This is a genomic window from Dokdonia sp. R86516 (assembly GCF_044596715.1).
Lineage (GTDB): Bacteria > Bacteroidota > Bacteroidia > Flavobacteriales > Flavobacteriaceae > Dokdonia.
On record NZ_CP138998.1, the window covers coordinates 744176 to 766840 of the forward strand.

The 22665-nt window shown below is 36.9% G+C and carries 23 protein-coding genes and 1 pseudogene; 10 read left to right on the top strand and 14 right to left on the bottom strand.

Annotated features, from left to right (window positions below):
* Positions 1 to 4: 4 nt before the first annotated feature.
* A complete protein-coding gene (gene trmB / locus SJY23_RS03480) occupies positions 5 to 679 on the bottom strand; it encodes a tRNA (guanosine(46)-N7)-methyltransferase TrmB (protein WP_035335524.1) in 675 nt (224 codons plus the stop codon).
* A gap of 707 nt (positions 680 to 1386) precedes the next feature.
* On the opposite strand from trmB, the pseudogene SJY23_RS03485 reads away from it, so the two are divergent.
* A pseudogene (locus SJY23_RS03485) lies at positions 1387 to 1668 on the top strand (glycosyltransferase); the annotation flags it as partial.
* A gap of 111 nt (positions 1669 to 1779) precedes the next feature.
* Here SJY23_RS03485 and SJY23_RS03490 read toward each other — a convergent pair.
* Positions 1780 to 2835 (bottom strand): sensor histidine kinase, encoded by a 1056-nt coding sequence (locus tag SJY23_RS03490; RefSeq protein ID WP_396597457.1) that lies wholly within the window; start codon positions 2833 to 2835, stop codon positions 1780 to 1782.
* A complete protein-coding gene (locus tag SJY23_RS03495; protein WP_035335522.1) occupies positions 2835 to 3518 on the bottom strand; it encodes a response regulator transcription factor in 684 nt (227 codons plus the stop codon). The genes SJY23_RS03490 and SJY23_RS03495 overlap by 1 nt, the downstream gene beginning before the upstream one ends.
* A 314-nt stretch (positions 3519 to 3832) precedes the next feature.
* Between SJY23_RS03495 and SJY23_RS03500 the strand changes: the two genes are divergently transcribed.
* Together SJY23_RS03500 and SJY23_RS03505 are read left to right on the top strand one after the other, a co-directional pair.
* Positions 3833 to 4810, top strand: coding sequence for an acyl transferase (locus SJY23_RS03500; protein WP_396598092.1), 978 nt, complete (start codon positions 3833 to 3835; stop codon positions 4808 to 4810).
* A gap of 63 nt (positions 4811 to 4873) precedes the next feature.
* Positions 4874 to 5323, top strand: coding sequence for a YHS domain-containing (seleno)protein (locus SJY23_RS03505; protein WP_396597458.1), 450 nt, complete (start codon positions 4874 to 4876; stop codon positions 5321 to 5323).
* A 99-nt stretch (positions 5324 to 5422) separates the two neighbouring features.
* Here the strand turns inward: SJY23_RS03505 and tyrS are convergent, their stop codons facing one another.
* Complete coding sequence (tyrS, locus tag SJY23_RS03510; protein WP_192816526.1) at positions 5423 to 6718, bottom strand: tyrosine--tRNA ligase; 1296 nt, start codon at positions 6716 to 6718, stop codon at positions 5423 to 5425.
* Positions 6719 to 6849: 131 nt separating this feature from the next.
* Here tyrS and SJY23_RS03515 point away from each other — a divergent pair, with 131 nt between their 5' ends.
* A complete protein-coding gene (locus SJY23_RS03515; RefSeq protein WP_396597459.1) occupies positions 6850 to 7845 on the top strand; it encodes an NAD-dependent epimerase/dehydratase family protein in 996 nt (331 codons plus the stop codon).
* Here the strand turns inward: SJY23_RS03515 and SJY23_RS03520 are convergent.
* Genes SJY23_RS03520 through SJY23_RS03530 form a run of 3 tightly spaced genes read right to left on the bottom strand, consistent with a single transcriptional unit; the run spans position 7829 to position 10409 of the window.
* Positions 7829 to 8344 (bottom strand): DUF4296 domain-containing protein, encoded by a 516-nt coding sequence (locus tag SJY23_RS03520; protein WP_396597460.1) that lies wholly within the window; start codon positions 8342 to 8344, stop codon positions 7829 to 7831. The two genes, SJY23_RS03515 and SJY23_RS03520, sit on opposite strands and share 17 nt — an antisense overlap.
* A complete protein-coding gene (locus tag SJY23_RS03525; RefSeq protein WP_396597461.1) occupies positions 8344 to 9684 on the bottom strand; it encodes a dihydroorotase in 1341 nt (446 codons plus the stop codon). Before SJY23_RS03525 ends, SJY23_RS03520 begins: the two co-directional genes overlap by 1 nt.
* 2 nt (positions 9685 to 9686) lie before the next feature.
* Positions 9687 to 10409, bottom strand: coding sequence for a polyprenol monophosphomannose synthase (locus tag SJY23_RS03530; RefSeq protein ID WP_035335515.1), 723 nt, complete (start codon positions 10407 to 10409; stop codon positions 9687 to 9689).
* 109 nt (positions 10410 to 10518) lie between these two features.
* On the opposite strand from SJY23_RS03530, the gene SJY23_RS03535 reads away from it, so the two are divergent.
* Positions 10519 to 11178: a DUF4271 domain-containing protein gene (locus SJY23_RS03535; RefSeq protein WP_396597462.1), complete on the top strand. Its 660-nt coding sequence runs from the start codon at positions 10519 to 10521 to the stop codon at positions 11176 to 11178.
* A 23-nt stretch (positions 11179 to 11201) separates the two neighbouring features.
* Positions 11202 to 11948 (top strand): uroporphyrinogen-III synthase, encoded by a 747-nt coding sequence (locus SJY23_RS03540; RefSeq protein WP_396597463.1) that lies wholly within the window; start codon positions 11202 to 11204, stop codon positions 11946 to 11948.
* An 83-nt stretch (positions 11949 to 12031) separates the two neighbouring features.
* Here SJY23_RS03540 and SJY23_RS03545 read toward each other — a convergent pair whose 3' ends face one another.
* A complete protein-coding gene (locus SJY23_RS03545) occupies positions 12032 to 12805 on the bottom strand; it encodes a DUF3050 domain-containing protein (protein WP_396597464.1) in 774 nt (257 codons plus the stop codon).
* 217 nt (positions 12806 to 13022) lie between these two features.
* Here SJY23_RS03545 and aspS point away from each other — a divergent pair, with 217 nt between their 5' ends.
* The 3 genes from aspS to SJY23_RS03560 all read left to right on the top strand — a co-directional run bounded on the left by aspS (position 13023) and on the right by SJY23_RS03560 (position 15495).
* A complete protein-coding gene (gene aspS, locus SJY23_RS03550; protein WP_396597465.1) occupies positions 13023 to 14780 on the top strand; it encodes an aspartate--tRNA ligase in 1758 nt (585 codons plus the stop codon).
* A 165-nt stretch (positions 14781 to 14945) separates the two neighbouring features.
* Entirely contained in the window at positions 14946 to 15212 is a 267-nt protein-coding gene (locus tag SJY23_RS03555; protein WP_396597466.1) for a hypothetical protein, read from the top strand.
* 91 nt (positions 15213 to 15303) lie between these two features.
* Positions 15304 to 15495: a cold-shock protein gene (locus SJY23_RS03560; RefSeq protein WP_013750944.1), complete on the top strand. Its 192-nt coding sequence runs from the start codon at positions 15304 to 15306 to the stop codon at positions 15493 to 15495.
* 91 nt (positions 15496 to 15586) lie between these two features.
* Here SJY23_RS03560 and SJY23_RS03565 read toward each other — a convergent pair whose 3' ends face one another.
* The 3 genes from SJY23_RS03565 to SJY23_RS03575 are packed head-to-tail and all read right to left on the bottom strand — an operon-like array spanning position 15587 to position 18575.
* Positions 15587 to 16492, bottom strand: a complete 906-nt coding sequence (locus SJY23_RS03565) for a geranylgeranylglycerol-phosphate geranylgeranyltransferase (protein ID WP_035335506.1) — start codon at positions 16490 to 16492, stop codon at positions 15587 to 15589.
* 31 nt (positions 16493 to 16523) lie between these two features.
* On the bottom strand, positions 16524 to 17462 hold the full coding sequence (locus SJY23_RS03570; protein ID WP_396597467.1) for a mevalonate kinase: 939 nt from the start codon (positions 17460 to 17462) through the stop codon (positions 16524 to 16526).
* A gap of 30 nt (positions 17463 to 17492) precedes the next feature.
* Entirely contained in the window at positions 17493 to 18575 is a 1083-nt protein-coding gene (locus SJY23_RS03575) for a diphosphomevalonate/mevalonate 3,5-bisphosphate decarboxylase family protein (protein ID WP_396597468.1), read from the bottom strand.
* A gap of 95 nt (positions 18576 to 18670) precedes the next feature.
* On the opposite strand from SJY23_RS03575, the gene SJY23_RS03580 reads away from it, so the two are divergent.
* A complete protein-coding gene (locus SJY23_RS03580) occupies positions 18671 to 19147 on the top strand; it encodes a TspO/MBR family protein (protein ID WP_396597469.1) in 477 nt (158 codons plus the stop codon).
* On the opposite strand, the gene SJY23_RS03585 is transcribed toward SJY23_RS03580, so the two are convergent.
* Genes SJY23_RS03585 through SJY23_RS03595 form a run of 3 tightly spaced genes read right to left on the bottom strand, consistent with a single transcriptional unit; the run spans position 19140 to position 22357 of the window.
* Positions 19140 to 19670 (bottom strand): DUF1697 domain-containing protein, encoded by a 531-nt coding sequence (locus tag SJY23_RS03585; protein ID WP_396597470.1) that lies wholly within the window; start codon positions 19668 to 19670, stop codon positions 19140 to 19142. The two genes, SJY23_RS03580 and SJY23_RS03585, sit on opposite strands and share 8 nt — an antisense overlap.
* 10 nt (positions 19671 to 19680) lie before the next feature.
* A complete protein-coding gene (locus tag SJY23_RS03590) occupies positions 19681 to 20922 on the bottom strand; it encodes an NAD(P)/FAD-dependent oxidoreductase (protein WP_396597471.1) in 1242 nt (413 codons plus the stop codon).
* The gene (locus SJY23_RS03595) at positions 20915 to 22357 is read right to left on the bottom strand and encodes an alpha-amylase family glycosyl hydrolase (RefSeq protein WP_396597472.1); all 1443 of its coding nucleotides are present in this window, start codon (positions 22355 to 22357) and stop codon (positions 20915 to 20917) included. Before SJY23_RS03595 ends, SJY23_RS03590 begins: the two co-directional genes overlap by 8 nt.
* Between the last annotated feature and the right edge of the window lie 308 nt (positions 22358 to 22665).

A 22665-nucleotide genomic window follows, 5' to 3' on the forward strand; every position in this document is an offset into this window, starting at 1 on the left:
GCGGTTACTTAACTCTAAATTTAATATAAGTAATTGGTTTTCCTTGTTCTAGATATTGTTTTTCATAAAAAGTTTGAATACCTACCACTTCCTTAGGAGAGTATTCATTCTTATACACATTATGATTTGCCTCTAAAATCTCGTGACCTTCGCCGTGAAGTAACCCTAAGGTGTAACCATGCATAAACTCAGAGTCAGTTTTTAAGTTTACACAACCGCCTGGTTTAAGCACACGCTTATACTTTTGGAGAAACTCCGTATTAGTCATTCTGTGTTTTGTACGCTTGTACTTAATTTGAGGATCTGGAAAAGTAATCCATATTTCATCTATTTCCGCTTTCGCGAAAGCGTGCTCAATCAACTCAATTTGCGTACGCATAAAACCTACGTTAGTCAAATTATCTTCGATAGCGGTTTTTGCTCCTCTCCAAAAACGGGCACCTTTTATATCAATACCCACAAAGTTTTTATCTGGATAAGATTGCGCGAGCCCCACAGAATATTCTCCTTTACCACAACCTAGCTCGACTACGATAGGGTTCTCATTTTTAAAAAAGTCTTTATTCCATTTACCCTTTAATGGGAATGTACCATCTACGAGTTCTTCCCTTGTAGGTTGTACTACATTTGAAAAAGTCTCATTTTCTCTAAAACGCTTAAGCTTATTTTTACTTCCCACAGGTATATTTAATGTTTTGGTAAAATTAAGGAAACTTTTAGTAGTTAGAAGTGTTAGATATTTGCATTGTGAATTATAAAAAACACATACTAGTTGCACCCCTCAACTGGGGACTGGGTCACGCTACGCGATGCATCCCTATAATTCGCACTTTATTATCTCAAGAGTATAAGGTAACCATCGCTAGTGATGGCCAAGCCTTAAAACTCCTTATAAAGGAATTTCCAGACCTTGCTACAGTTACTTTACCTTCGTATAATATTGAGTATTCTGAGAAAGGATCGCATTTTAAAAGAAAACTAATTGCAGATTTACCTTCCATACGAAGAACGATAAAGGAGGAGCACAGAGATCTTGAAGAACTCATCTATAAATTAAATATAGATGGTGTAATATCTGACAACAGACTTGGGCTATACACTAAAAAAGTTCCGTGTGTTATAATAAGTCACCAGCTGCAAGTCTTGAGTGGTAAAACCACATGGTTCTCATCTGCCGCTCATAGAATGTATCTTCAGCGATTTAATGAATGTTGGGTTCCTGATGTAGCTGACGATATAAATTTAAGTGGAATTTTAGGGCATCCACAAAAAAAACTCTCTATACCTACCAAGTACATAGGACCTTTGAGCAGGATGCAATCTCGCAAGGAAGAGATTATCTATGACTATATCGCTGTATTATCTGGACCAGAGCCACAGCGCAGCATGCTAGAAGAAATTATTATTACATTATTTAAAAAATCTAGTTCAAAGCTCCTTATTGTACAAGGAAAAGTATCCTCAGAGCAGGAATTTAAGAGCGTAGGCCATCACATAAAGGTTGTAAATTATCTAACATCTATTGCTTTAGAAAAAGCGATTAACCAGAGTAGCTATGTAATTGCACGATCTGGTTACACTACAATTATGGATCTAGCCGTAATGAGAAAAAAGGTGTTCTTTATACCTACACCTGGACAAACCGAGCAAGAATACCTTGCAGAGGTATTGAAAACAAAAAAGATTGCGCCTTACTGCACACAAGACAGTTTTAAAAGCAAAGAGCTACCTAGGCTTAAAGTATATCCTGGCTTTGAGCAAGGACTACCTGCTTATGATTTAACTCAATTCTTCGGCCTTTTCAATGGTAAAAGAGAACTCAGAGCCCACCCCAAATTCACTTTCAACATACACTCTTTCTTCATGCGCTTCAATGATGTGCTTGACAATAGACAGGCCTAGACCCGAACCTCCTACTTTACGATTACCAGATTTATCTACACGATAAAAACGCTCAAAAAGTCTAGGGATATGTACACTCTCTACTCCCTCACCATTATCTGTAATGCGCACCAGGACTTTATTCTGAATTAGATCTTGCACGCTTACTTCTGTCGTTCCGTTTTCTTTACCATACTTTATAGAGTTTTCTATAAGGTTAGTAAGTAGTTGTTGCATACGTTCTTTATCTGCATTGACCATCACGCCATCATCGTAAGGCGCATCAAAAGCAAGTGTGATATTCCTCCTTGCAGCTTTCATTTCTAACATTTCAAAGGTATTTTCCACCAGCTCTATAATGTCAAAATACTCATAGTTTATATTGAGGTCGCCCACTTCCAGCTTTGTAATCATGTCCAAATCATTTACTAGGTAAATGAGACGCTCCACACCTTTTTCGGCACGTTGTAGATATTTTTTACGTACTGCTTTATCATTTATTGCTCCATCCAGAAGCGTGAGAATATATCCTTGTACAGTAAAAAGAGGTGTTTTTAATTCATGTGCTACGTTTCCAAGGAAGTCACGTCTATATTCATCTTGAATACGTAAAGATGATATTTCTATTTTCTTACGTTTTGCATAACGCTCTACTTCCTCAGATAAGGAAGCCATATCTGTGGTAATATTATCTGGCACAAAACTCACATCCTCAAGCAGTTTTATGTTATCATAAATCTCTTTAACTCCCTTTATAATAAAAAACTGAGTTCTATAATGGATAATTAAAAAAGAAATAACAAAGCATAGTCCCACACCTATCGCTGGCGCCTGCCAGGATGGTTCGCCCTCACGCACCAACTCAAGTGTAACAATAAGTATCGCAAATACTATTGATATATAACTTGCCGTAATAAGAGAGAATGAGTACGACTGCTTATCTCCTGCGGCCATTAAATCACGAATTTATAGCCTACACCTTTTACAGTTTTAAAAGACGCATCTCCTATTTTTTCTCTTAGCTTACGTATGTGTACGTCTATAGTTCTCCCGCCTACTACAACTTCCAGACCCCAGACTTTATCAAGTATATCTTCTCGAGTAAACACTTTACCTGGCTTTGATGTTAATAGTGACAATAATTCAAACTCTTTACGCGGCAAAGACAATTCTTCTTTACCCTTATACACCTTATATTCCTCTCTATTGATTACGAGATTACCAACTTTTGTAACTTGAGAAGCTACTTCTTCTTCCTTAAATCTTCTTAGCAATGCTTTTACCTTACTTATTAAGACCTTAGGTTTAATAGGCTTTGTAATATAATCGTCTGCGCCAGCATCAAATCCTGCTACTTGTGAGTAATCTTCTCCTCTGGCTGTAAAGAATGTAATTATAGTTTGATCTAGATCGCTATTTGCTCTTATCACTTCACAAGCTTCTATACCGTCCATCTCTGGCATCATCACATCAAGAATGATTAAATGAGGTGAATGTTTTTTTGCAAGTTTTACAGCCTCTACACCATTTGACCCAGTTATAACTTGGTAACCTTCATTAGATAAATTATAACCTACAATTTCAAGAATATCCGGTTCATCATCTACAAGAAGTATTTTTAGGTCCTTTTTTTTCATGCTTTAAATATTATACGCCTACTGTAAATATACGTTGTTTTAATCTTTTGATTTACCCTGCAATGTATTAGCAATATTATCCTTTCTCATGTTAAGAGCATTAAGAATTCGTTAAGTTTTTCTACAACGACAACAATTGGCAAGGTAAAATTAAAGCATTTAACTGCATGATAAACAACACATCAATGACATAAGAACATTTTTTATCTAGCCATATTTATGCTAAAAACTACTCACCTGCCATTAATTTATACTTAAAACTCACATAAATATGGGTAGATATGTTTTATATCTTTGCACAAACACTACTCTCAATGCCTCAACGGTCTATTTTCGATATCACTACAGATGCACAATTTGAAGAAGCTGCACTAGAATCATTCCGCTTTCAATTTGAGAATAATAGCACTTATAGATCTTTCTGTGATTTACTTTATAAACACCCCAGTGAGATCACAAAAAGTAAAGACATCCCTTTTTTACCTATTCAGTTTTTTAAATCACACACAATTCTCACGTCTGGATCAGAGCCTTCAGTTGTTTTTAGTAGTAGTGGGACTACGGGGAGCATTACGAGCAAGCACCATGTTGCAGACTTGAGTTTATATGAGGATAGTTTTAGGCACGCTTTCGCGAAAGCGTACGGCAACCCAAAAGATTATGTAATCCTAGCCTTACTACCCTCCTACCTAGAAAGAACTGGTTCTTCACTTATTTACATGGTAGATGATTTAATAAAGACCAGTAATCACCCTGACAGTGGGTTTTATTTAAATAACCTCGACGAACTAGCAAAAAAGCTAAACTCATTAGACAAGTCTGGACAAAAAGTATTACTCATAGGAGTATCATTTGCGCTTTTAGACCTAGTAGAATCCCATCGCTTTAATCTTAAGAACACCATCATAATGGAAACTGGAGGGATGAAAGGGCGTCGCAAAGAACTAGTGCGCGAAGAGCTGCATAAAATACTTTGTAATGGTTTTGGCGTGTCTTCAATACATAGCGAGTATGGAATGACCGAGTTGTTAAGTCAAGGGTATTCTAATGGCAACGGGATATTTACCACACCTCCATGGATGAAAATATACACTCGAGATACAGAAGATGCTCTAAGCCTACTAGAAGGAACGAAAACCGGAGGTCTCAATGTGATTGACTTGGCTAATAGATTTTCTTGCCCCTTTATAGCCACTCAAGATCTTGGGCGAGTATACAAAGATGGCAGCTTTACCGTAATAGGTCGTTTTGACAACTCAGATATACGGGGCTGCAACCTCATGTCCCTATAAAATGTAATCCTGCTAAAACTAATACGACTTACCTTACGTACGTATTACTAAAATAGCAAGTTTATGAAATCACTATCATTTATTCTCGTAGCATTGTTTACAATTGCCGCTACTGCCCAAAAAACGGATTACAACCTCAAAAAAGGATATGTAGCCGAAGGATATGACGTGACAGAGTATTTTAATAATAAGGCAATAAAAGGAAATAAAGAGTTTACCACAACCTATGATGGTGCAAAATTCAAATTTGCCAGCCATGAAAACTTAGAGGCTTTCTTGCTGACTCCAGAAAAATTCATCCCTCAATACGGAGGCTATTGTGCTTACGCCATTGCAGATAAAGGAAAAAAAGTGTCTATAGATCCAGAAACTTTTGAAATAAGAGATGGCAAATTATATCTCTTTTATAATTCATGGGGAGTAAACACCTTAGAAAAATGGAATGAAGAGGGCGCAGCCGCTTTAAAGAAAAAAGCAGATATTGAGTGGAAGAGTGTAAGGACTAAACATTAATAACGACTTCATAATAGATTGGTTAGTTAGTTAGAAAGCCCCAGATGTTCACTTGAACACTGGGGCTTTCATATATCTATTAGTAAAGTTTTTACTTAACTAGACTGCTCTAATTACAAAATAGTTTTTCTTACCTCTTTGAAGCAGTACAAAGGTTCCATTTATTAAATCTGTAGTCTGGATGGTATAATCCTCTCCTACTTTTTCCTTATTAATTGAAATGGAATTTTCTTTAAGCGCACGTCTTGCTTCTCCATTAGACTTCAAAAAGCCAGTCTTCTCCGCTAGTGCTGCAATGATATCTAAGCCACCTTCTATGTCTGCTTTGTCGATCTCTGCTTGTGGCACACCTTCAAAAACATCTAGAAAGGTTGCTTCGTCAAGAGATTTCAAGTCATCACTCGTACTCTTACCAAATAATATATTTGAAGCTGCAATTGCTTTTTCTAGCGCCTCTGCATCATGTACCGTAGTAGTTACCTCTTCTGCCAGTCTCTTTTGTAAAGCCCTCTGGTGTGGAGCCTCTTTATGAGCTGCAACAAGCGCCTCAATCTCTTCTCTATCTAAAAATGTAAAGATCTTAATGTACTTCTCTGCATCCTCATCTGTTGTATTTAACCAGTACTGGTAAAATTTATATGGTGATGTTCTTTTTGCATCTAGCCATACATTTCCTCCTTCACTTTTACCAAATTTACTTCCATCAGACTTGGTAATGAGCGGGCATGTAAGTGCATATCCTTTTCCGCCTCCTATGCGACGAACTAATTCTGTACCTGTAGTAATATTACCCCACTGGTCACTTCCTCCCATTTGGAGTGTGATTCCTTCGTTTTTATACAAGTGCAAGAAGTCATATCCTTGAACCATCTGGTAGGTAAACTCTGTAAATGACATACCATCTGCATCTTCACCGGTAAGTCGGTTTTTTACAGAATCTTTTGCCATCATATAATTAACCGTAATATGCTTACCTATATCACGAATGAAGTCTAGAAAAGAAAACTCCTTCATCCAGTCATAGTTATTCACTAAAAGTGCCTGATTTTCTGCACCCGAAGTAAAGTCAAGAAATTGCGACAATTGGTTTTTCACACACTCTTGATTATGACGCAATGTTTTTTCGTCAAGAAGATTACGCTCAGAAGATTTTCCAGATGGATCCCCTATCATACCAGTAGCTCCTCCCACCAGTGCGACAGGTCTATGACCAGATCTTTGATAATGTGCCAGCAACATAATAGGAACTAAATTTCCAATGTGTAATGAGTCTGCTGTAGGGTCAAAACCTACATATGCAGAGCGCATCGCTTCCATTAAATGCTCTTCGGTTTGTGGCATCACATCGTGTATCATCCCACGCCACTTTAATTCTTCTACAAAATTCTTAATCATTGCTATTGTATTTAGGCAATAGCAAATATAAAAAGAAGCGTGTGACCACGGCTATTGTTTCTATTAAAAAGACAAATCATGTAGATACTTCATATAATTAAGAATTAATCCCTGAGATGTATCTTTACCATATGATTTTAGTTACGGGGAGTACTGGACTTGTAGGCACGCATTTACTGTTAAGCCTCACACAAAAAGGTGATAGCGTTAGAGCATTATACAGAAGTGAATCTAAGAAGGAAGAGGTTGTTTCTTTTTTTGCTTTCGCGAAAGCGGAATCTCAATTACAACGTATAGATTGGGTTCAAGGGGATATTACAGAAATACCCAGCCTCACCGCAGCCTTTGAGGATATAACCCATGTGTATCATTGTGCGGCACTTATTTCATTTGACCCCTACCAATTTAAAAAGCTTACTAAAATAAATATTGAAGGAACGGCAAATATTGTAAACCTATGCCTAGCAAATAATATAAAAAAGCTAGTCCATATAAGCTCTATTGCTACGCTGGCAAACACACCAAATAATCCAATTACAGAAGAAAATTTCTGGGATCCCGACGCCAAAAATTCGGTATATGCGCTCACAAAAAATGGCGCAGAGATGGAAGTATGGAGAGGAACACAAGAAGGCTTAAACGCAATTATTTTAAATCCCGGAATTATAATAGGTGAAGGAAACTACCAAGCTGGCAGCGGAAAATTCTTTAATCATATTCTTGAAAGAAAAAATTTATACCCTACTGGAAGTAGCGCTGTGATAGATGTAAAGGACCTAGTAGCATTAATGGAGAAAGCTATGATCACTCCTCTAGCACAAGAAAGATACATCGCGACTGCTTACAATATCACTTATCGTGAGCTACTAAAAGAAATAGCACAGACTTTAGGCAAGAAAGCACCTACTAGTCCTCTAAGCAGTAGCTTACTACAGTTTTTAAACTTCTTAGACTTTATAAGAGGCATATTTACTCGCAAAAGACAAATAACTAAAATAGGGTACAAGTCATTGCAAACACAGACGCTGTACAATAATAACAAAATAGTAGAGGCATTTAATTATGTTCCCACGCCACTGGATGATACATTATCACGTATAGCAGTGCATATTAATCAGACTCGCTAAAATCTTCTTTTACCTGTATCTTTTTTCTACTAAAAGTATCTGTAATTAACCGCCTTGGAATTTCTTTAAACTTAGTAGAGTCACTTTGTTTAAATTTTGCTTGTACTTCTCTTGCTTTTAATGTTCGCAAAGAATCTTGCTCTTTTTTCTGCACTCTTTCTATCGAGTCATTCACTTTCAATTCTGCTTTGACTCTCTCTAGCACTTTAGCATTTAAAGATTTGTAAGCATCTACATCTGCTGTGTAATAAGCTAGATTCTTTGCATACGTAAGGCTGTCAATATCAAATTTATCATAAATATAAGTTTCTGGCTGGATCCCCAAGAGTTTAAGCTGTGCAATATTATAACCTCTAGCACTAGAAATAAGTACAGATTCATATAATATATTCTCCATGGTTTTCTGATTAATGAAATTATCTGGCTTTTCTACAAGCGGGATGTCTTGACAACTTATCAAGCACATAAAACCTAGAAATAAAGCATATAATCCTCTCATTATCTATCAAACGTAAGACGTTCACCAAAAAGTTCATCGTACACCTTAAAGTTTTTATGAGCAAGGCGCCCATTTACAAAAGTGTGTGTTATTCTAGACTTGAATGTAGTTCCTTCAAAAGGAGACCAACCGCACTTATAAAGAATATTGTCTTTTTGTACAGTCCACGGTGCATTAAGATCTACAAGCACAAGATCTGCCTTATAACCCTTACGTATATACCCTCTCTTTTCTACTTGAAAAAGTATTGCTGGATTATGACACATCTTTTCTACAATCTTCTCTAAAGAGATTTTTCCCTGATGATAAAACTCTAACATTGCCGGTAAAGCATGTTGTACTAATGGGCCGCCACTAGGAGCTTTTGTATAAACGTTATTTTTTTCTTCTAGAGTATGTGGAGCGTGATCTGTTGCTATAACATCAATCTTATCATCTAGCAATGCTTGAAAGAGCATATCACGATCTTGAGCGGTTTTTACAGCTGGATTCCATTTTATCCTAGATCCTTTCTCATCATAATCCGCATCAGAAAACCATAGGTGATGTATGCAAACCTCTGCTGTAATTTTCTTTTCGGCTAGTGGAATGCTGTTGTCAAACAATTCTGTTTCCTTACCTGTAGACAAGTGAAAAACGTGAAGTCTAGCTCCAGTTTTCTTTGCAAGCGCTATTGCTCTAGATGAAGATATATAACATGCCTCCTCACTTCTTATGATAGGGTGGAGATTCATAGGTATATCATCACCATAGCGCTCTATATAAATTGCCAGGTTTTTTCTAATGGTCTCCTCGTCTTCACAGTGGGTTGAAATAACCATATCTGTAGACTTAAATATTTTTTCAAGCACTGCCTCATTATCTACCAGCATATTACCAGTAGAGCTCCCTAAAAACAACTTAAGTCCGGCAACACTTTTCTTATCTACTTTTAAGATCTCATCAAGGTTGTCATTAGTCCCTCCAAACATAAAAGAATAGTTTGCTGCAGATGAGTTTGCTGCAATTTCAAACTTTTCTTCCAACTTCTCAACAGTAGTAGTTTGTGGGTTTGTGTTAGGCATTTCGATAAAAGATGTAATACCTCCAGCAACAGCCGCTTTAGATTCTGTCGCAATATTTGCTTTATGAGTAAGTCCAGGCTCTCTAAAATGCACTTGGTCATCTATAATTCCAGGTATAAGGTAAGTACCCTCTGCATCAAAGATGTGTACATCACCAGATTTTGCACTTATACTTTCTGCAATTTCCTCTATAATACCATCATGTATTAATACGTCCCCTCTAAAAATGGTTCCTTCGTTAACAATATGAGCATCTTTTATTAAAATCTTTTCCATAATTACTTTTTAAAAAGGTGTTGTAATCGCATTTTAACAACACCAAAAATAGCCTCAGAGATAATACCTGAGCTCATTTTACTTTCACCTTTAGTTCTATCTGTAAAGACTACAGGAACTTCAACTATTTTAAACTTTTTGAGATATGCTTTATACTTCATCTCTATTTGAAACGCATATCCTACAAATTTAATATTTTCAAGATTTATTGCTTTTAACACCTTACGATGATAGCAAATAAATCCAGCTGTAGTATCATATATGTTCATCCTTGTTATAAACCTAACATATCTGGAGGCTCCCCAAGAAAGCAATACCCTCCCCATGGGCCAGTTTACAACATTAACTCCCGTTACGTATCTGGATCCTATAGCAAGATCTGCACCATCTTTAACACATGCATTATAAAGCCTAATCAAATCATTAGGGTTATGTGAAAAATCTGCATCCATCTCAAAAACATATTCATATTCTTGATCAAGAGCCCATTTGAAGCCCGCTATATATGCAGTACCAAGCCCATTTTTCTTAGGCCTATTTAAAAGAAATAGTTTCCCTTTATAAGATTCTTGAAGTTCTTTTACAGTAGCAGCTGTTCCATCTGGAGAATTATCATCAACAACTAAAATATGGAAAGCTCGTTGTAGCGCAAATATATTGCGCAATAGTCTCTCAATATTCTCAATCTCGTTGTAGGTGGGTATGATAACTACAGCGTTTGCCATGCAATCTTGTTTGAGGCAAATGTACTTATTTTAATAAGGTCATTACACCTCGAGAGCACCTTTTGGTAGAATTTGTAGTATTTTTAACGCTCTAAAAAAACTCCTCGATTTGGAAAGCAGCCTACGTCTTATTACATATCAAAACTGGATAACAATAACCATAGTTAGCTGCTTGATATTACTAGCTACAATTAAGTTTTTTTATCAGGCTAGATTCACAGATTTTATAAAAGTGATAGGTGCAGATCGATTTTTCAGCACAAGATCGAAAGGAGTTTTTATACTACATCCATTACAGCTTGCACTACTGATAATACAATTTACAGGCATCTCGCTTCTCTTCTACTTAACATACTGCACCTTTCAAGGCCTAACTTTTTCAGATAACTTTGATATTTTCAAGTATATTTTAATAGGTTATGCCGCCTTTGAGATTATAAAATTCTTGTTAGAACGATTTATAGGATACGTTTTAAATTTTGACAAAAAGATGCAGTCCTTTTTTTACAAACGACTTAATGTTAAACACCTCTTAGGACTCTTTGCGCTTTTAGGAAGTGCCTTTGTCGTATACCAGCTGCAAATTCCTTTGTATTTCATTTACAGCATCCTAGGTATAATCATAACTATTTACACTATTTCACAATTTTGGCTCATTCGTAAATACAAGAGTGACTTTTTTAGGTTTCCTTTTTATTTTATTTTGTATTTTTGCACTCTCGAAATTGGGCCCTACTTTATTTTGTACTCATTCATCGCAAAACAGTAGCCCAATTAAAAAAATGAGTGTTTATGAAAGTGAAAACTATCCTCGTTTCGCAACCAAAGCCTAAGGTTGAAAACTTACCTTATTTTGAGCTAGAACAAAGACAACGCGTTAAAATAGACTTCATCCCTTTCATCCATGTAGAGGGTGTCTCAGGAAAAGAAGTTAGATTGCAAAAAGTAGATCTTAAAGACTACACAGCAATCATACTCACAAGTCGCAATGCCGTTGATCACTTCTTTAGGATTGCAGAGGAAATGCGTTTTAAAGTTCCAGATACCTTAAAATATTTTTGTCAGAGTGAAGCTGTTGCTTACTACCTTCAGAAATACGTGGTATACCGTAAGCGTAAAATATATGTAGGTAAACGCACATTTCCAGAGCTTATCCCATTAATCAAAAAGCATAAGAATGAGACATTCTTATTGCCATCATCAGATAAGTTCAAGCCTAATGTGCCAGAACTTCTCGATGCTTTAGGTGTAAAATGGATGCAATCTACTTTTTATAAAACCGTAGTAAGTGATCTTTCTGAATATGAAAATGTATTTTACGACATATTAGTATTTTTTAGTCCAAGTGGTATTCAATCATTATTTGAAAACTTCCCTAACTTTAAACAGAACGACACACGTATTGCCGCTTTTGGTAACACCACGGTAAAAGCTGCCGAAGAAGCAGGGCTTAAAGTAAATATCCAAGCACCTACACCAGAAACTCCTTCTATGACTATGGCATTAGAGAAGTACATTAAAGATGTAAACAAGAAGTAATATCTTCCATCACATATATAAAAAAACCTGCTCAGTGAGCAGGTTTTTTTATGGACGTTAGTAAAGTATACTACCCCATTTATCTAAACAAAAATCTCTTCACGCTTAATCTCACTTAATATACCATCCCAAAGATTTAATCTTACTTTTAAAGCCTCCTTAGAGACTGTAATCACTTCATTCCATTTATTATTATCCTCTCCACATAAATGTTCAATCATCTGCAAAGCCATAGGCCCATGCTCATCTTCATCCAGCTCAATATGACGATCAAAATAATACTTAAAATCAGATAAGTCTTTAGCTGGAAAATTATCTTCTATTTCCCCAATAATTGCACTAAACATTGCTGGAATTAAATTTTCACGGCCAAAGGTGAATGCCGCTGCTATCTCATGCAAATTACCCCTATCTATAATATCAAATGTAAATTTTAAAAACTGACTTACCCCAGCTGGCAGATTTTCGATAGCCTTATGTATTGTCATTACATCAAAATCTGTAGCAACTAGACGATCTATTGCAACCGTACTCGCACCAGCTTTTTGCATAGCATCAATGTACATCTCATAATGACTCTGTCGCTCCCCTTTTGCATTAATATCCGTCTCCTCAGCAAGAACGATTTCATTGATTAAATATCTAGTTTCGGCATTTCCCGCTGGTTTCCATGGAGTTTTTGTACATGTTAATCCATTTTGCAATGCCTTCAACAAAGACATAAAATCCCAAACGGCAAATACGTGATGCTCCATAAAGACCAAAAGATCATCAGGCGTTTTTATCTCTTTATATAAAGAATGACTAAGCAACTGTTCTTGAAGCGGTTGTATTTCTCTTGTAACTTGTGCAATCATTTTCAATCTATTTTATCATATATAATACGCATATAAGCGCGTTTCGGTTCTCATAAGCAGCTTACAAATTTACGTTTTTAAGAAGGTAAATTGAATTTTTACGCTTTCGCGAAAGCGTAATTAAACCATACTAAAACACTTCCTTAACATTTATAGACAGTTACTGTTTAAATCCCCTTTGATATATTTATTTTTGCACATCTCAAACCGAGCAAAAATGTACAGAACGCACAATAACGGAAGCCTAAGAGCTACCGATGTAAATAAGGAAGTTACCCTCGCAGGATGGGTTCAAAAATCTAGAGATAAAGGATTTATTATTTGGGTAGATCTACGTGATCGCTACGGAATGACGCAGCTTGTTTTTGACGAGGAGCGCACCGATGCATCTATCATGGAGCAAGCACGCAAACTAGGACGCGAGTTTGTAATTCAAGTTACGGGAACCGTTATAGAACGTAATTCTAAAAATCCAAATATTCCTACAGGGGATATCGAGATTTTAGTATCAAAACTAGAAGTCCTGAACGCATCACTCACTCCTCCTTTTACTATAGAAGATGAAACTGATGGTGGTGAGGATTTACGCATGAAATATCGCTACTTAGATATACGCCGTAAACCAGTGCGCGATAGCTTGATCTTTAGACATAAAGTAGCACTAGAAGTACGTAAATATCTTTCTGATCAAGATTTTATCGAGGTAGAAACCCCATATTTAATCAAATCTACACCTGAGGGAGCGCGTGATTTTGTAGTGCCTTCTCGTATGAATGAAGGGCAATTTTATGCACTACCACAATCACCACAAACCTTCAAGCAATTGCTTATGGTGGGTGGTATGGATAAATACTTCCAGATTGTAAAGTGTTTCCGTGATGAAGATTTACGTGCAGACAGGCAGCCAGAGTTTACACAAATAGACTGTGAGATGGCTTTTGTAGAGCAAGAAGATATCTTAAACATCTTTGAAGGGCTTACTCGTCACTTACTTAAGGAAGTAAACGGAGTAGAGATTGAAAAGTTCCCACGTATGCTATATGATGATGCAATGCGTCTGTATGGTAACGATAAGCCAGACATTCGTTTTGGGATGAAATTTGGTGAGCTTAATGAGGTGGCACAGCATAAAGACTTTGGCGTTTTTAACAACGCAGAGCTTGTAGTGGGTATAGCTGTACCAGGAGGAAACAGCTATACTCGTAAAGAGATAGATAAACTTATAGACTGGGTAAAACGTCCACAAGTAGGCGCACTAGGAATGGTATACTCACGTTGTAATGATGATGGGTCATTCAAGTCTTCTGTAGATAAATTTTATGATCAAGAAGATCTTGCAAAATGGGCAGAGGTAACAGGTGCTCAAAAAGGAGACCTTATCTGTATCCTTTCTGGCGAGACTTCAAAAGTTCGCGCTCAAATGAGCGCATTACGTATGGAACTTGCAGAACGCCTAGGATTAAGAGACCCTAAGGTATTTGCTCCATTATGGGTCATAGACTTCCCGCTACTTGAGCTAGATGAAGAGACAGGACATTACCACGCAATGCACCACCCATTTACATCTCCAAAACCTGGTCAAATAGAATTACTAGACACAAAACCTGGTGAAGTAAAAGCAAACGCTTACGACCTTGTACTCAACGGAAACGAGATAGGTGGAGGTTCAATACGTATACACGATAAGGAAACACAAGCTATCATGCTACGTCACCTAGGCTTCTCTGAAGAGGAAGCTAAGGCGCAGTTTGGCTTCCTTATGGACGCCTTTGAGTATGGAGCACCTCCACACGGTGGTCTTGCTTTTGGACTAGACAGACTTGTCGCTATACTAGGTGGTCAAGAGACCATACGTGACTTTATTGCTTTTCCAAAAAATAATAGCGGTCGTGATGTAATGATAGATGCTCCTGCTTTTCTTGATGAAGAGCAAATGAAGGAATTGAATTTGAAGCTACGCGATCAAAAATCATAATACTTGTAAACTTCTACCTAACAAAGCAACGTCTTGGAAACCGAAGAAAATCAAAGCAACGCAAAAGTTTTTAAAACTGTATTAAAAACTATAGCAATCACGATGGTGAGCATCTTGATACTTGCTATCATAGCTTTTTTTATAACTATAACATTCTTTGACTAGATGGATAATGTGAGGCGTATTTTTATAATTGTTTTATTTCTCGTTCTAGCGGGGATGCTCGCATACGGTTTTTACTGCAAAGAGAATATAGATGTCGCGCTAGGTCATAAATTCATTGGCCTTTCTATTGCTGGCGGTTTCTTTATATTAATGCCCACTTTTATCTATCATCGCTGGAAAGATCGTAAAGTTGCAGACTATATGCTCACCGATGATGCTTTTAAAAGAATGAAGGAATTTAACAACTCTAAAGATAAAAAGCGCTGAATTTAAAGAGTTTACATTAATATAATATTGGCATAAGTTTTGGTTAGCAAATAAAAGTGTAAGTTTGCACTTTAATAATACATATTTTATAATGGAAGGAACAGTAAAATTTTTCAATGAGTCAAAAGGTTATGGTTTTATAACTAATGACGACACCGGTAAAGACATTTTTGTACACGTTACAGGTCTTAACGGGGAAACTATCAACGAAGGAGACAAAGTTGAGTACGTAGAAGAAGAAGGAAGAAAAGGATTGACTGCTGCACAAGTACGTGTATTGTAGTAATCAAGATAGATAGATACTTTTTTACGATTACAAAAGCTCGCCTATGGCGGGCTTTTTTCGTTTAGATCAAATCCTTTAAACCCTTAACTTAAAATATTCTATTAAGCACCACACTCGCGTCCAGAAGCACTATACAGAACACCCCAGCTACGATAATAAACTTCAAAATATTATGTAGTAACACATAGTGAGGTCTCGCTACAGATCTCCATAAAACAGCTAGAAACAATAATAACAGAGCAACACTTCCATAAAAGTAGTAACTCATATCTCCTAACTTAAAACGATTAATTAGAAAAAAGATAGGGATTATGGTTAAGCCTGCCAATATAGTAAGTAACCACTTCGAAGTAGTTGTACCATAAATCACGGGAATTGTTCTATAATTCTGCACGAGATCGCCTTTCAAATTTTCCAGATCTTTTACCATCTCTCGCATGGCTATTACTAGAAATAAAAATGAACCGTGTACAAAAATTACAGGCGCTAGGTTCCCATAATAGATAAATACAGCAAAGAATGGAGTAATAGCGAGTGTTGCCGCTACTAGATTACCTACAAAAGGATATTTTTTGAGTTTATGTGAGTAAATCCATATTCCAAAAATATAAAGGGCATAAAATATTACCGCTCTAAAAGACACATAGCTAGCTGCGATTACGGCTAGAAAATTGAGTACAAAATATATAGACAGCTTTGTGTTTTGACTCACGAGCCTGTCTAACATGGTCTTTTTAGGCCTATTAATCAGATCTTTTTCAGAATCGTAAAAGCTATTGATAATATAACCCGCTGCGATGGTAAAAACTCCAGCGAGCACTAGAAATAAGAGATTGAGATCAAATATAATTTCGCGTAAGCGTAAATCTGGAGCTAGTATAAATATAGAAGTAAGATACTGTGCAATGACAATTACAAGAATATTATAACCACGCACCACAGAAAAGAGACTGATTAACTTAAGGATAAAACGTTTGTTTTTTCTCGAAAGCATCAGTTACCTTTTATGTAAGTAGTAAGAATTACTAGAAAGTGTAAACCACTTCTAACTTGTGTCCCTTAAGGGCTTGCTGCGCTCTTTCTAAGTCCTCTGTAAACCCGAGCATATAACCACCACCGCCAGAGCCACAAAGCTTGAGATAATAGTCGTTACTCTCTATTCCTTGCTTCCATAGGTCATGAAATTTTGCAGGGATCATAGGTTTAAAGTTGCTAAGCACCACTTTAGATAATTGCTTCACATTACCAAAAAGTGATTTTACGTCTCCCTTTAAAAAATCATCTACACAGGCATCTGTATGTTTTACAAACTGATCTTTAAGCATTGCTCTAAAGCCATCTTGCTTCATACTTTCCATAAAGATATTTACCATAGGAGCAGTCTCACCTACGATACCACTATCTAATAAGAATACAGCACCTGTACCCGTTTGCGCTTGAGAGGGAATTCCTGCAGCTTCAATGTGATCTTTACTATTGATGAGAATAGGTAAACTTAAATAGCTATTAAGAGGGTCTAATCCAGAAGAATTGCCATGAAAGAAAGATTCCATTCCACCAAAGATTTGCTTTAAGTTAAGCAACTTCTCTCGCGTAAGATTTTCTAACACTGTGATTTTATCTACCGCATATTTATCATAAATAGCCGCAACTAGTGCACCACTACTTCCCACTCCGTAACCTTGAGGTATACTAGAATCAAAGTACATACCTGCAGCTACATCTGCTTGCATTTGATCAATATCAAATGAAACAAGCTCTGGCTGCTCCGCCTCTAAGTCTTTCAGATAGGTGACAAAACGTGCAAGATGCCCGTTTGATGCAATTGCTTCTTCAGACGGATTCTCCTCTATCTTAAGAGCTCCATTATAGAAGTTATATGGTATAGCAAGTCCTTTGGAATCTTTTATGATTCCATACTCGCCAAAAAGTAAGATTTTAGAATAAAAAAGTGGACCTTTCATAATGGGGTTCTCCTAATGAGTTACACAAATTTACAGTTTTTTTGCTCCATTACCCACACAATCATCAATATAGTGGCTGTTTTGGCAAAATTTTGAAAGTTTGCTAGCTATAAATTTCTGAACAGATTCCTTTTCATTTTCTGGATACAACACATGAACATTTGCTCCAGCGTCAAGTGTAAAACAAATTTTTGAGTCTGTTTCATTGCGGTAAGCCCAGATTTCATTTATTATCTCGAGTGTTTTAGGCTTCATCAAGATAAAGTAAGGATGACTCGTCATCATCATAGCATGCAGTGTGAGCGCCTCACTTTCCACAATTTTAATGAACTGATCAACATCACCTTCCTTAAAAACTTTCATCAAGCTTGATAAGTTTTCATGAGCTTGGGTAAATCTCGCTTTCGCGAAAGCGTGACCATGCATTAAATCATGCCCTACAGTACTACTTACTTGCTTCTCACCTTTATCTACAAGTAATATGGTATCTTGATAATTGTTGAATTTCTCATGAATTTCTCCTTCGTAAGATGTTCCATAAAAATTTGTGCTCCCTTTTATTTCTGCGTGCTTACCCCAAACCACAAGAGGACCTTCTATACTTCTACACGCACTTCCAGAACCTAATCTTGCAAGAAAACTTGCTTTCTCATTAAAGAAATCATCTGTCATTGCTCCCTCCATACCTCGCTCCATTTCCATAAGACAGAGCGCAAGAGCACTCATACCAGATGCAGAACTCGCAATTCCAGAACTATGAGGAAAAGAGTTAGACGTCTCGATTTTATACTCATACTCCTTTACAAAAGGCATATAAATAGCTATACGCTCAAAAAATTTGGCAATTTTTGGCTTGAAATCTGGCGCTGCTTCTCCATCTAAAAAGATTTCAAAAGGAATCTCGCCAGAAGTATTGCTATTCTTTTTATAGGATAGCGTTGTGGTTGTATGGCAGTTAGATAAGGTGAAACTTATGCTTGGATTTTGAGGTAACTGCTCGCCATATTTACCCCAATATTTAACAAGGGCTATATTACTAGGAGATTGATAACTTACAGATCCTGCAGGTAAAACCTGATAATCACCAGAGGGTATAAAATCGCTTTCGGTCATTGAGTTTAAGTAGAAATTTATACAAAGATAGCAATATCAACCTTTAGAGACGTCTAAGATTATTTACTACCTTTAAGTCTTAACCAATTTATTTTATGGACAAAGATTTATTGATTCGCATTGTTCTGAGCATAATCATTTGCCTTCTCATAGGAACAATAGGTGCACTAGCAACACAAACCAGCATAGATACATGGTATGTAGGTCTTATGAAACCTAGCTGGAGTCCGCCTAACTGGATATTTGCACCCGTATGGATTGTACTTTATATCATGATGGGTATAGCCGCAGGTATTGTGTGGAATAGAGGTTTTTATCACAAGTGGGTAAAAGTAGCTTTATACCATTTTGGTTTTCAGCTTATACTTAATGGATTGTGGAGCATCATTTTCTTCGGGCTAGAACAGCCATTCTTTGCCTTACTCACCATTTGCAGCCTTTTTATCTTAGTCATACTAACCATAAAATGGTTCAAAGTTGTAGACAGATGGAGCGCAGCATTACTTATTCCTTATTTATTATGGCTTGCATTTGCGACGGCTCTTAATTTTGAAATCTGGCGTCTTAACTAGAAAGTTCTAACAATTTTACGATGGTTTTATAATTGCGGGTTGTAGCGACCACGCTTAATTTTTTTTCAAAAAAAGTATTTGTCGCCTTTGCTTTCCCGTACCCTTTCTCCGGATAAAGGTAAACACAGTTTTGAGTAGCTACAAAATGTTCGTTAGGTAGCTCTAAATTATTTACAAGCGCTTTATGTTCTGTGCTAGGTATGGTATGCAACAATGTAAAATAACTTGACTCTATATATTCTGGTGAGAGCGCATAGTTCTCATAAACCTGAGTGAGCATTTTACGAGTTAAAACAAACACTGGCAACTCAAAACCGTATGTATCCACAATAGTTTTCTTTAAAACAGTTGTTATCTCGTCTATATCTTTCTCGTGAGATTTAAATATAATATTCCCACTTTGTATATAGGTCACTACCTCTGTATATCCTAGCGAAGTAAAAAGAGTTTTGAGGTCTGCCATTTTGATTTTTCTATGACCTCCTACATTAATTCCGCGCAGTAAACATATATACGTATTCATACATCTTCTATTAAGAATCTATAGCCTGAGCAGCAAGATAGCCTCCCGTCCATGCATTTTGAAAATTAAAACCACCCGTAATTGCATCTATATTGAGCACCTCACCTGCTAGATAAAGATTTGGTACTTTTTTGCTTTCAAAGGTTTTAAAATTGACCTCCTTTAGGTTAACACCTCCCGCAGTTACAAACTCTTCTTTAAAAGTACTTTTCCCGCTTACGCGAAAACGGGATTGCGTGAGCTCTCGGCTTAATGACTGTAATTGAGCCTTCGTGAGTTCTGCCCACTTAGTAGCCTGCTGAATCCCTGAGGCCGTTAATAAATTATGCCATAAACGCTTAGGCAACTCAAGTTGTGCATAGGTAAACGGAGACTGTTTTGCGTGTTGCAGCTTGAGCTCTAAAAGCTCATCCAAAGCATCTTCTTGTGTAAGAAACTGCAGCCAGTTTACTTGAATCTCAAATTGATATTTCAGGTCGGCAAGTTCTCTTGCTCCCCATGCAGAGAGTTTTAAAATAGCTGGACCGCTCATTCCCCAGTGAGTTATAAGCAAAGGACCTTCAGATTTCTGTTTGGTTCCTAGCACCTTTACTGTGACATTAGTTGCCAGCCCCATTAGACCCTCTATCTTTTTATCCTTAATATTAAAAGTGAAAAGTGATGGCACTGCATCCGTGATAGAGTGACCTAATTTTTGCAATAATGACCACATTTTAGGATTGCTTCCAGTAGTCATTACAAGGTGTTCACATGTAAAATCACCTTTACTCGTCTTTACATAAAAGGGATCTTTATTTGAAATTCTCAATTTCGCGAAAGCGGAATCAAAACCAACATCTTGCACAGAATGATTAGTAAGTACTTCAATATTGTGCTTACGAGCCTCCCTTAAAAAACAATCTACAATGGTAGATGAAGAGTCTGTAATGGGGAACACCCTCCCATCTTCCTCAATTTTCAGTTCGACACCGCGCTCTTCAAACCAAGCAATAGTATCACCAGTCATAAACGTATGAAATGGCCCTAGCAACTCTTTTTGACCACGAGGATATTTTTTTGAAAGTTCTTTAGGTATAAACTCGGCGTGAGTCACATTACAACGCCCACCTCCAGAGATTTTCACCTTGGTAAGCACATCCTTGCCTCGTTCTAAAATGGCAATTTTAAGCGATGGTCTCTTCTCGGCTATATTAATAGCTGTAAAAAAACCGGCTGCTCCTCCACCTACTATAAGTATATCAAATTTATTCATGTGCGACATCTGGTACAATACGAGTGTCAAAGATAAGTGTATTCACAGGCTCTAAGATATAAAACTCCCAAGGCTCTAGTACAAATCCATCATTTGAGCTTATGAGCACCTCCTTATCGTTTACCATATCTGTAAACGTACCGCTATATGGGTAGGTAGTTTTTACAGTCTTGCTTGAGAAATTACCAATGAATACTAATTGCTCTGCTTCCTTTTCTCTTCCAAAACTCATTACAGCTGGGTGACTTAGATCTATCTTTATAAGTGAAGCCTTTTCTTTACCACCATGCAGTGCCGTATTATTATTTTTAAGAGCCCCGAGGGTTGCTAATAATTCAAAGTAATCTCCTCGTTCCTTAGGTATACTATCTTTTTCAAAAAAGGCTAATCGTTTATCCAGATCATATTCCTGCCCACTATAAACAAGAGGCATGCCTGGCAACATATAGGTAAGTGTGGTAAAGATCTCTTTATTGTCTGGCATGCGCTCACCTAGCGTTCCTGCCCAGCTATTTTCGTCATGATTTGTAACAAAGTACATATTCATATCATCTTGAGCTAGTGTTTGGTCATACTGTGCGAGTAGTGTCCAGAAGTCCTCTACACTTTTTTCTTCTTTGGCTATTTCATTAAGTAAATGATGCATCTGCCAGGCGTAGTGCATATCAAAACCATTTGCCATAAGATCCTCTTGCTCTGCTTCTGCAAGCATAAATAGCGGTGACTTTATTTGCTCAAGAGAATCTATTGCTTTCTTGAAAAATGGTACTGGCACTTTATGAGCAACATCCATTCTAAAACCATCAATATCATGTTCTTGTACCCAATACAACAAATCTGCAATCATCTCATCGCGCATGGCTTGATTATCGTAATTAAGATCTGCGACATCAGTCCATCCCCACGATTTACCGGTTGCTGGATCTATAGGATCAACAATCTCTCCTTTATCATTTTGAGTATACCATTCTGGGTACTTTGTAATCCACGTGTGATCCCATCCTGTATGATTGGGCACCCAGTCCAGCACAACAGCTATTCCATGCTCATGAGCAACCTTAATCATATCATCCACATCTTGCAAAGTCCCAAACTCAGGGTTTACCTCTCTAAAATCTGACACTGCATAATAGCTCCCCAACTCCCCCTTTCTATTAGTTTCGGAAATAGAAAAAATAGGCATCACCCAGAGTATCTTAACCCCTAGCTCTTTTATTACAGGTATATCTTTTGTAAAAGATGCAAAGGTTCCATCGGCGGAGTACTGCCTTATATTCACTTCATAAATAACCCCAGACTCTTCCATGGCTTCTTCAAACTGGAAAGAGGTGTTTGATAACGCTTTCGCGAAAGCGGGAGATTCGTTTGAAGTATTGAAATCACAAGAACATAGTGTTGTAACGAGTACAGCTAAGCTTAAAAAATACTTTTTCATAAGATTCCTTTTTGTGTGAAATTAGACTAATAATACAATCTGATCAAAGTTAGCCAAATGCGACACCGATGTCGGTGATATATGACTTAAAAACAATTTTGAGTAATTATATAAAAAAACTTGAGCTATTTAAATCATAATATGACAATCAAAGCAATCAAATATTATGGTATTCTTACAAATCTTCCCTTGTTCACACGAAATCGTTTTCGTAACTTTATGGGGGTAGTCACACTATCTTAACATAAAATTTGCATATTTTTAACCCTTATAAAGTGTACAAACACTCAAATAAACTAAGCAAACTA

Bases quoted from the DNA above. Each gene is read 5' to 3' on its own strand.
- SJY23_RS03490 (WP_396597457.1), bottom strand. From the start codon at position 2,835: ATGGCCGCAGGAGATAAGCAGTCGTACTCATTCTCTCTTATTACGGCA.
- tyrS (WP_192816526.1), bottom strand. From the start codon at position 6,718: ATGATTAAGAATTTTGTAGAAGAATTAAAGTGGCGTGGGATGATACAC.
- SJY23_RS03500 (WP_396598092.1), top strand. From the start codon at position 3,833: ATGCCTCAACGGTCTATTTTCGATATCACTACAGATGCACAATTTGAA.
- SJY23_RS03515 (WP_396597459.1), top strand. From the start codon at position 6,850: ATGATTTTAGTTACGGGGAGTACTGGACTTGTAGGCACGCATTTACTG.
- SJY23_RS03575 (WP_396597468.1), bottom strand. From the start codon at position 18,575: ATGACCGAAAGCGATTTTATACCCTCTGGTGATTATCAGGTTTTACCT.
- SJY23_RS03520 (WP_396597460.1), bottom strand. From the start codon at position 8,344: ATGAGAGGATTATATGCTTTATTTCTAGGTTTTATGTGCTTGATAAGT.
- SJY23_RS03525 (WP_396597461.1), bottom strand. From the start codon at position 9,684: ATGGAAAAGATTTTAATAAAAGATGCTCATATTGTTAACGAAGGAACC.
- SJY23_RS03495 (WP_035335522.1), bottom strand. From the start codon at position 3,518: ATGAAAAAAAAGGACCTAAAAATACTTCTTGTAGATGATGAACCGGAT.
- SJY23_RS03530 (WP_035335515.1), bottom strand. From the start codon at position 10,409: ATGGCAAACGCTGTAGTTATCATACCCACCTACAACGAGATTGAGAAT.
- SJY23_RS03595 (WP_396597472.1), bottom strand. From the start codon at position 22,357: ATGAAAAAGTATTTTTTAAGCTTAGCTGTACTCGTTACAACACTATGT.
- SJY23_RS03580 (WP_396597469.1), top strand. From the start codon at position 18,671: ATGGACAAAGATTTATTGATTCGCATTGTTCTGAGCATAATCATTTGC.
- SJY23_RS03585 (WP_396597470.1), bottom strand. From the start codon at position 19,670: ATGAATACGTATATATGTTTACTGCGCGGAATTAATGTAGGAGGTCAT.
- SJY23_RS03560 (WP_013750944.1), top strand. From the start codon at position 15,304: ATGGAAGGAACAGTAAAATTTTTCAATGAGTCAAAAGGTTATGGTTTT.
- SJY23_RS03570 (WP_396597467.1), bottom strand. From the start codon at position 17,462: ATGAAAGGTCCACTTTTTTATTCTAAAATCTTACTTTTTGGCGAGTAT.
- SJY23_RS03545 (WP_396597464.1), bottom strand. From the start codon at position 12,805: ATGATTGCACAAGTTACAAGAGAAATACAACCGCTTCAAGAACAGTTG.
- aspS (WP_396597465.1), top strand. From the start codon at position 13,023: ATGTACAGAACGCACAATAACGGAAGCCTAAGAGCTACCGATGTAAAT.
- SJY23_RS03590 (WP_396597471.1), bottom strand. From the start codon at position 20,922: ATGAATAAATTTGATATACTTATAGTAGGTGGAGGAGCAGCCGGTTTT.
- SJY23_RS03505 (WP_396597458.1), top strand. From the start codon at position 4,874: ATGAAATCACTATCATTTATTCTCGTAGCATTGTTTACAATTGCCGCT.
- SJY23_RS03540 (WP_396597463.1), top strand. From the start codon at position 11,202: ATGAAAGTGAAAACTATCCTCGTTTCGCAACCAAAGCCTAAGGTTGAA.
- SJY23_RS03565 (WP_035335506.1), bottom strand. From the start codon at position 16,492: ATGCTTTCGAGAAAAAACAAACGTTTTATCCTTAAGTTAATCAGTCTC.
- SJY23_RS03555 (WP_396597466.1), top strand. From the start codon at position 14,946: ATGGATAATGTGAGGCGTATTTTTATAATTGTTTTATTTCTCGTTCTA.